Annotated in this window: 11 protein-coding genes; 1 reads left to right on the top strand and 10 read right to left on the bottom strand. The window is 35.7% G+C overall.

Annotated elements, in window-relative coordinates:
• Window positions 1-248 precede the first annotated feature (248 nt).
• The 9 genes from CBG25_RS00195 to CBG25_RS00155 all read right to left on the bottom strand — a co-directional run bounded on the left by CBG25_RS00195 (window position 249) and on the right by CBG25_RS00155 (window position 6,946).
• Entirely contained in the window at window positions 249-524 is a 276-nt protein-coding gene (locus CBG25_RS00195) for a helix-turn-helix transcriptional regulator (protein WP_290603623.1), read from the bottom strand.
• A gap of 220 nt (window positions 525-744) precedes the next feature.
• On the bottom strand, window positions 745-1,869 hold the full coding sequence (locus CBG25_RS00190; protein WP_290603621.1) for a type II secretion system protein GspD: 1,125 nt from the start codon (window positions 1,867-1,869) through the stop codon (window positions 745-747).
• Window positions 1,866-2,900 (bottom strand): zonular occludens toxin domain-containing protein, encoded by a 1,035-nt coding sequence (locus CBG25_RS00185; protein ID WP_290603620.1) that lies wholly within the window; start codon window positions 2,898-2,900, stop codon window positions 1,866-1,868. The genes CBG25_RS00190 and CBG25_RS00185 overlap by 4 nt, the downstream gene beginning before the upstream one ends.
• Before the next feature lie 12 nt (window positions 2,901-2,912).
• Complete coding sequence (locus CBG25_RS00180; protein WP_290603619.1) at window positions 2,913-3,203, bottom strand: DUF2523 family protein; 291 nt, start codon at window positions 3,201-3,203, stop codon at window positions 2,913-2,915.
• A 7-nt stretch (window positions 3,204-3,210) separates the two neighbouring features.
• Window positions 3,211-4,620 (bottom strand): hypothetical protein, encoded by a 1,410-nt coding sequence (locus CBG25_RS00175; protein ID WP_290603618.1) that lies wholly within the window; start codon window positions 4,618-4,620, stop codon window positions 3,211-3,213.
• A 142-nt stretch (window positions 4,621-4,762) separates the two neighbouring features.
• Window positions 4,763-5,008 (bottom strand): hypothetical protein, encoded by a 246-nt coding sequence (locus CBG25_RS00170; RefSeq protein ID WP_290603617.1) that lies wholly within the window; start codon window positions 5,006-5,008, stop codon window positions 4,763-4,765.
• Between the two features lie 7 nt (window positions 5,009-5,015).
• The gene (locus CBG25_RS00165; protein WP_290603616.1) at window positions 5,016-5,273 is read right to left on the bottom strand and encodes a hypothetical protein; all 258 of its coding nucleotides are present in this window, start codon (window positions 5,271-5,273) and stop codon (window positions 5,016-5,018) included.
• Between the two features lie 76 nt (window positions 5,274-5,349).
• A complete protein-coding gene (locus CBG25_RS00160) occupies window positions 5,350-5,643 on the bottom strand; it encodes a hypothetical protein (RefSeq protein WP_026823780.1) in 294 nt (97 codons plus the stop codon).
• A gap of 19 nt (window positions 5,644-5,662) precedes the next feature.
• Window positions 5,663-6,946, bottom strand: a complete 1,284-nt coding sequence (locus CBG25_RS00155; protein WP_290603607.1) for a phage/plasmid replication protein, II/X family — start codon at window positions 6,944-6,946, stop codon at window positions 5,663-5,665.
• Window positions 6,947-7,064: 118 nt separating this feature from the next.
• Here CBG25_RS00155 and CBG25_RS00150 point away from each other — a divergent pair, with 118 nt between their 5' ends.
• Window positions 7,065-7,397: a helix-turn-helix transcriptional regulator gene (locus CBG25_RS00150; RefSeq protein ID WP_290603605.1), complete on the top strand. Its 333-nt coding sequence runs from the start codon at window positions 7,065-7,067 to the stop codon at window positions 7,395-7,397.
• A gap of 636 nt (window positions 7,398-8,033) precedes the next feature.
• Here CBG25_RS00150 and CBG25_RS00145 read toward each other — a convergent pair.
• Window positions 8,034-8,449: transposase (locus tag CBG25_RS00145; protein ID WP_290603603.1), on the bottom strand; the 416-nt coding region annotated here is incomplete at its 5' end.

Genomic DNA, 8,449 nt, shown 5'->3' with positions numbered 1-8,449 from the left:
TAATCCAATGATTGCTTTACATAAACGATTATCTCGTAACAGCCGCTCTTTGTTGATCATTTCAAACCTTTATTCTCTAAGTTAAACCTCTTTTTATTCTCAATAGCGTGACAAAAAATGCAAGTCTCTATTCAGCAACTAGTTTATAATTGATTTTAGAAGTTATGACCTAATACCCAGTCAATATAAAAAATGACAATCAAAGATTGTACCCTACAAAATGTAGGGCACTTTATAGAGAAAAACGGCTATTTTCTCTTTGGCAAGGTACATTGATAAAACGCGAACAAGACCAAACGGATATGAAACGTCGAAGTAAGGTTACTCAATGAATAAAATTGAAATTTATTCTTAATGTCTTGTAACGTATCTCTTACCACCGGATAAGAAACATCACGCGCCCAGGCAATCTCTTTCTTAGTTAATCCTAAAGAAAATAACAAAGCTGTTTCAAACTGCACTGGCGTTAATTCAGGAAAAAGATTGCGTAATTCCGGATATTGAGTAGGATCGAACACAGTCATATAGACCTCCTCTTAGGTTTATGTGATAGCTGTATAGTCAGATTCACGTTCTGGCTATGCAGCGCTAAAAAACAACGTAACGCTTAACAAACGCTTAACAAACAACATCTTAAAAACGAACAGATTATAACGATTATTACCAGTGACACCTTTCGTTCTCCGTTCATAAAAATCTGCCTCCTCGCTCAGCTGCGGGGGACGATTTTTATGAACGGAGAACTTAAATCACTTTCACCTGTAATAAAACGACAATATCTGTTTTAGTACTTGACGTAGACTTACCGGATAAAAAACCTTTAGGCAAAAAACTAAAACCCGTTCCACCTTCTTCCAGCTTATTCTCTGCCAATCCCCCGAGCACAATCACATCACCGCTTTTTACGGTTACATCAGTAACAATATCCCGTTTAATCAACGTAGGAGATTGATTAACGCCAGTATCCGTTTTCACAAAGTTAGATAATTGCTGCTGAATTTTTAAATCAATTGCCTGACTTTTTATCGTTGGCTGAATATCGAATATCACCCCACTAGAACGGTATTCAACAGACTGAACAGGGCGACCATCCTGATAAGTCACACTGGATAAAACAGGTACATCAGAGCCTACGCTAAAATTTCCTTTTGAACCGGATTTAACACGCAATGTTGGACTGCTCACCACATGAAAACGGCTATCAGTACGAAATAATTCAATCATCGCATCCAAATTCCCCGTATTAATCGTAATGAAATTCTCATAATTTTGTTTTATGCCAATATTAATGCCCAATTTTCCCGACAATACTTTAGCTAATAAATTAATTCCACTGCCCTCTTTTTCAATATCCTGAACCTCAAAAACATAGCCAGTAACAACCAGTTCACGTGAAGGGGTATCAATGGCACTCAACACATCTTTGATACGCAAAACTTCCGAATTCGTTCCATAAAAAACCAGTTTATCTCCGTTGCCAACAACCTCCCCCTCAGATTTAAAAAACGCTTTAAGGTAATCAACATCACGATGTATCGGATTATAAACAAAACTCTGTTTAGCGACTTTAACCTCAAGAGGCTTAACCTTCATTAGATAAACCACGCCGTTTTTTTCGAAAATCTTAATATTTATGTTCTGAAAATAACGAACAATAAACTGATTAAAATCCTGCTTTTCCGTAGCATGAAAGCTAATCAGACTTAAATCATTAGCCAAGTTAGGGTCAACCATATAAGGCTTTTGCAAGACTTCATCATAGATTAAGGAAATCGCTTTAGATAAGGGAACCGCTTCAAGCTTAAAATCAACATGTTTCGCAGTCGCTGAAAAAATAACAAAAAATAGCCCTAACAGGAATTTATTCACTGCCCACCCCCTGAATAATAATTCACTAACTGACCATCAACCTCACCTTGCAAAAAACGACCGCTAAACTGAAACTGACTCCGTGGCTCAAGGCGCAATAGCCCTTTTTTATCCGCCAAAATGACATAGGCTTTCCCTTCTCTAACCAACTCACCGGTAATACGCCACTTAGCCGACAAAACCAGCTTAGGCGAGCTTACAGACAAGTTCTTTACTTGATTAGGCATTGATAAAGCAGAATTAACCGATTTTGACTGATTTGATGATTCAGGCTTTAAATATTGATGGAAATAGTCATACACAAAATACACTGAAACTAAAATACCAATCGGCACAAGAATCATTAACATCAATACTTTTGTTGATGAAAAAACAGACTGACGTTTATCTGTCTTTAAGGTATTTGGATTATTTCCCTCAACCGATTTATATAATTCAAAAATCGCCTTATCATATTTTTCCTGATAATAGTTCATACGATTGGTTTTAGTAATTTTCACGCCCTGAAAAACATCCACCCGATATCGACTTGATAAACCAAGTGAAACATGTTTTTGCATCCGATACGTCGTTTCAATGCGGGCTTTAATAAAACGAGGAATATCAATAACCGTCTGATTAATCACCACTAAATCAGACATAACGCCTGTTTCTTTATTAATAAAATGACCATGTTCAGCAATAAACGAACGATGATTTTTAGGAATATCTTTATCGCTGCCCCATACCCGCCAAACTTCATCAATCACCACCAAATCACCAACCTGACAAAAAGTAGACTGATTTTCCATCGACGGTAAAAAATCTTTATCAAGACATTGACTATTTTCAACGTGGACTAATGAACCCAGATTGTCATACACCAATTTTTTATTTGCTTTCAGGCAATAATCTTTTATTTTCTGTTCGTTCAATCCGTAGATATTGGAGACAACACGGCGACCAGATGCAATCGCAGGGACAATGACCGATTTCACCACCTCATAAGATTTCCCTGAACGAGGCACACCAACATACGCAGTAATCGGCATCGCTTTCCACCCTTAACCAATTATCGGTAATCGACGAATAATAAAACGGGTCACCATTGCAGAAATCACCAACGGCACACCGAATGGAAATTGTAATAAATTCAGGAAATACCAAATCGCATCCGGTAAAGCGCCAAAAAGTTCAGCTAAATTAGTTGATTGCGGTAAAAACCCGTCTATAACAACAGGAATAAACTCCGTCGTAATATAAAACAACGCAAAAAACAAAAAAAACTTAGGCACAATCCCTTTAAAAACAAACTCAAACGCACCACTAAATAACGTAATAAATAATCGTCCCATATATCACCTATGCACTTAATAATTTCCGCAATGCGATAAATGCCCAAACCAACGCAAATATAGATCCAATAACTCCCCTGTTTTGTTCAATCAACGGACAATGTGAGTCAATTTTGTAATCTTTGCCATAAAATGGAACATTCCAGACCGGACACTGAACATTACGGGACGGTAAACTAAAATTTTGCAAAAAAGGAAAAAACGACTTATAAGGCTGTAATATCTGTTCCGCCGTAGGCATCTTTAAGTCAGGATATTTAATATCATCCTCCTTAAAATCCACATTATTACCGGATGGATTACCTAATTCATTATTATTAGAATATGACGGCATCACCTGAATAGGTGAATGAGAATTAAGTTGTGCAGGTTTAAACCATTCACTTTTTTTAAGATTAGATAATTCAGGATTATTGGAAGTAACTTCTTCCTTAGAAATTGCATTACTTGAGCTATATGGAACACCTTGATAATCCATAGATAAAGAAGCTTCCATAAATATATCATTATAAAATTTTGTTAATTCATCAATATCTATCGAAACCTCGTTTAATTTTTTTAAAAAAGATTCTTTAACTTGATTAGGCTGTTTTTCAGGTTCTTTTGGAATACCTTTGAAACCACTATTAGTATAAACATGAACATTAGTCTCAAATTTTCCCACTTCGCCTTTTTTATAAAAACCCCGAGATTCAGTATAAGTACCCACATATTCTAATGTCACAAAACCCATATTTTTATTAATATGCTTCACAGAAGGGGAATCAACACTACAGGCTACTCCAGCTAATCCACAACCTTTTGGTTTATTTGAATTTTTATATTGATAGAAATAAGATAAAGCAACACTTGACCAATCATAACCCTGTATGATTTTATGATTAAAATAAGTATAAAATGGATAAGAGTTATTTAATGAATCCGAAATAATGACATCGCCATTCTCTGTTGTATTTATTGTTATAAAAAAAGGATTATCTGGAGATGGCTCAAAATCTGAAATATAGTTTTTTCCATTTACAAAAACATCATACCGACCATCGTCTCTTTTCTTACCACTCGTGGCGACTTTAATTTCATCAGAAACAAAAGCATTTTCATTTATAGTCCCAATACTATAACCCACTCCAGCCCAACTCAACGCGCCACCAACCGATTTATAAATTGATTTATCAGTTATCTTTGATGAAATACGTTTCAACAATGAACTTGAAATAGAACGACTTGTGTTACTCACTAAAGATAAATACACCGCATCATTAGCAGCAATAGCCGCCGCTCTTGTGGCTATTATTCTAGCTAAACCCGCACCAATAGCCGTACGAGCAAGAAGAATAGCCGGATTCGCATAAGAATAATAAACCGGAAAAAATAAAACGATAGCAATCAAATGATAAATAACTATTTTTTTCTTCAAAAAGTACCGATTCATTATCATGGCCTATTATCAATAAGTATTAAATCCTTGTATTACCGCCCAACCACATAATACACCGGTAAAAAAACTCATTAGTTCCCACATAAACACCTCTGAAATGGGGCTTTAAAGCCCCTAACAGCTAAAACGCATTAAGCATACGAGCAACTTTTTTAATACCCATAACAACAACCGCAACACCCATAATTGTTCCAGCAACAGCAACAACGCCAGTAATAATCGGTGCTACGTCAATCTTTTTTAACAGTCCATCAAGATAATTAGCCGATACAGGTGTCTCGTCAGCAAACGCAAAAGAACTTAATGCCATTGTTGCGAAAACGCCCGTTTTTAAATAAGCAGAAGAAATACTATTTGTAATATTCATAAAACACCTACAAATTTAACATTTTAATCATTCGTCCTAATCCATAACCTAATACATAAAAGATTAAGACAAGCCCTAACCCCGCCCCTAAGATATTTACATCGAATTCTCCTAATGGCGGATTATTTGAAATAAACGAAGAATGAAGTTTAATAACTTCTGTTTTCGATAATTTCAAAATAACGTCATTACAACTATTTTCATTCCCACCCGTATTCATAGTGGGATGACATAATTGAGTCGTAATATCGATAGAATCATCCATACTACTTATTCCACTAAATCGAGAAATAAATAAGGTTATATACTTCCAGTAACTCTACTGTTGCCATAGCCATTACCTATTCCACTAAATCAAGAAACATTTCAACGTTATGACCCGTTAAGGGCTGCCCTGTCTGCTTATCGTGATATCTAAACGAACGCTCAAAACCGGAAATACGGCAAACCAATTCATTCACTTCTGAATCAATCGCCCCCACACGTCGTTTAGACCGAATTTTGACTATAGGCGGTTTAGAATAAGGGTCAGGTGCGGGTAAAATAACGGTGGTATAAACGTGTCCATCATTAGACGTACTGACACGGGTCACTTTTCCACTAATCACCGTTTGATATAAGGGCAATGCAGCCATAATTTTCACCTTTCTTGATTTAAGCATTTACAACTTGTTTAAATGGATAAATATTATTTTGACGTTCAAAAACACTCACTGGCTCAACGTACCAATCAGGCCGTTGTTGAGAAAAATCGATATGGATAACTTTATAAAAGGGAATGACGTTAGATTTGTCGCCAGTAAGATTTTGTAATTGTGATTTGCTGATGCCAATATTGGTTAATAAAGTTAAATTATCATAAAATGTTCTTCTTGCCAGAGAGTTAAAAACATTTAAATAACCTTCATTCACTAAACGGCGATAAAAACCAAATATCCGTTGGGCTTTAGCATAGGAGATGTTGCCTTTTGGCGTGGTAGAATAATAATGTGATTTTAATCGTTCAAAAATATGTTCATCATCATAAATATTCATTTCCATTCCCCTCAGTGCCGTCAGCAAATCATCAAAACTTTTCATCCATAGATCGTAAATTAAATTAGCCCCACCACGTTCATAGTGTTGTTGATAAAGACAAAGCGCCGAAAAATTAACCGGAATAGCATTATCTTTTAAAAAACGTTTTTTTAATCGCCCTTCTAATCTCAACAAATTATTAGCAAAATCCGTCAGGCGTTTATCATTTAAAATGGCAAACTGATTAAGCAAAACCTCATCATTAGGATTAACCCGTAATTTTCTTTGTATTTCACCTAATCGTTTTGCCAATTCAAACGCTTTATAATAAATACACAATTCCCTGTGTTTAGAGCCACGGTTAAAATAGACGGTTGATTCATAATCGTTTGATTTCGTGGCTTTGGTTTGTCCATGACTGATATTCTTAAAATAAGCAATCACCTGTTTACAAATACTTTCCGTCGCTAATCTTACTGATAAAGTCGTATGAAGCTCAGAAACTTCGGTATTTGCCACATCTAACAAATTAAAAAGATGTGGCATGGAAGCCGATAGATTAGTGATTAATTCCAAACCACATAATGCAATATTGGTTGAACCAAATACGTTATGCCCCTGTAAGAGTTTGGCGGGTGAAGCCTTAAGATTGACACGCGGAAAAATCAAATGGGTTCCCTGATAAATCTTCATACCCAGACTGGCAAAATGGGTTGGTAATGATTCAAAAGGATGCGCTAATCCCTGAACAGACAAATCCCCTTTTATTTCAAATTCCACATCACGAGCAGACAAGCGAATCCCGCTTAATTTAGCAATCTGCATAAAATCGATAGAACCCCCTCCATGCTCCCTATCACGAGATGTTCTAATCACATACTCATCTTTAAATGGAATCTGAAGCTCAAGAAGATCAATCATAACAACCACTCTATGAATACTAATAGTGATTATATATAGTCAACTATCTTTAAATAGTCAACTTACTATTCATAAATAAGTTATTATTTCTATAAATGACTCACAAGAGAGAATTTTTATGGCTATAGGTAATAATATACGAACAAGAAGAGAAGCTTTAGGAATGACTAGAGAAGAGTTAGCCGAAAAAACACAAATATCATTCTCTCAATTATCAAAAATAGAAAGAAATGAACAAAAAAATCCAACTATTCAATCAATTATCGCAATCAGCACCGCTTTAAATTGTTCAGTTGATGAGCTTATCTATAATAAAAAATCAACTGACACTAATTATTTAATAAAAGTAATAAATAACTTGCCATTAGAAGATCAAGAAGTAATAAAAAAAATAAGTAAAGGTATGAGCCTGATAAATCAAGCCGAAGAAATGTTAAATAAAAATCAATAAACATAATAAAGTATGTAAAATAATGCGGAATCCGCACAAGAGTACATAATTAAAGAGTCATGCACTCTTGATTAAGTAACATTTAATTAACAATTGGATTGGCATTAAGTAAGAAATAAATCAAGATGGTTAAGTAGATTTACCCTACCTACACCATTCATATACAAAGTGAGAAAAATAGGAGATCAACTATGAGTTTAGGAATGGGAATAGCGTTAATAGCTGTACTAATCGTAGTCTGTCATCATTTTGGTATTGGAAAATTGTAACCAAAATCGACATAACCACAGGTTCGCACAATGGCGTTATGTGTAAATGGCCGCCGTCTGCGAGGAGATATTTTCGCAGACGGCTATTCAACATAACGGCGTTGTATAATTGTGCGAACCTTAATAGTATTTTGCGGAATATTAATTTTATTGATTTAGCGTAAAATTAAACAATAAATAAAAGCAAATAAAAAAATCCATCTGTCGCTAAACGATTCGCTTGTCTTCGACCCTCAGCCACTCAGTCGCTTTATTTATCGTAAAAAGATGGCTTAGCAGGGATGCTACGCATGGGTTACGTGAAATATATCAATATCCCACCGCTTCGCGGGCTTCGGCGGTTTTCCATTCGGTTATCTTTGCGATTTCAATCTACCGCCTTACATGTCCTGACGGACATTTTAAAAATATCCGCTATAATTTTAAGGCTGGATGCCCCAATATCTGACCTTGCCATATTTAGGGGAACACACATCCAGCATCTCCAAGCATAAAAAAGCCCGCCAAGAAGGAGGCTGTCGCAAAAGGGGTGGAATTTTTTTTTCAACAATATCCCACCGTGCAGATTTTCTCTTTTTCTGATTTTAGTTTGTACAAATAATAGACTGAAAATCATCCATAATATCAGAGCAACCGCTCTTGATAAGTTATAGGCCATTGCATGCAGGGTAAATTCGAGCTTTACCGCTAATAATCCCTTACGCCGGAAACGTTCCAAACCCTGAATTCCCCGCAATGCTGAAAACACAGGTTCAACCATGCTCTTTCGCTGATTCAAGATTT

Origin of the sequence: Arsenophonus sp. ENCA (assembly GCF_002287155.1) — a bacterium.
In the GTDB taxonomy this organism is placed as follows: domain Bacteria; phylum Pseudomonadota; class Gammaproteobacteria; order Enterobacterales; family Enterobacteriaceae; genus Arsenophonus; species Arsenophonus nilaparvatae.
Note: the sequence above shows the minus strand (reverse complement) of the source record. Positions and strands in the feature narration are given on the sequence as shown.

Excerpts from the sequence above, each read along its gene's own strand:
- CBG25_RS00195 (WP_290603623.1), bottom strand. The coding sequence starts at position 524 with ATGACTGTGTTCGATCCTACTCAATATCCGGAATTACGCAATCTTTTT.
- CBG25_RS00185 (WP_290603620.1), bottom strand. The coding sequence starts at position 2,900 with ATGCCGATTACTGCGTATGTTGGTGTGCCTCGTTCAGGGAAATCTTAT.
- CBG25_RS00180 (WP_290603619.1), bottom strand. The coding sequence starts at position 3,203 with ATGGGACGATTATTTATTACGTTATTTAGTGGTGCGTTTGAGTTTGTT.
- CBG25_RS00170 (WP_290603617.1), bottom strand. The coding sequence starts at position 5,008 with ATGAATATTACAAATAGTATTTCTTCTGCTTATTTAAAAACGGGCGTT.
- CBG25_RS00165 (WP_290603616.1), bottom strand. The coding sequence starts at position 5,273 with ATGGATGATTCTATCGATATTACGACTCAATTATGTCATCCCACTATG.
- CBG25_RS00160 (WP_026823780.1), bottom strand. The coding sequence starts at position 5,643 with ATGGCTGCATTGCCCTTATATCAAACGGTGATTAGTGGAAAAGTGACC.
- CBG25_RS00155 (WP_290603607.1), bottom strand. The coding sequence starts at position 6,946 with ATGATTGATCTTCTTGAGCTTCAGATTCCATTTAAAGATGAGTATGTG.
- CBG25_RS00150 (WP_290603605.1), top strand. The coding sequence starts at position 7,065 with ATGGCTATAGGTAATAATATACGAACAAGAAGAGAAGCTTTAGGAATG.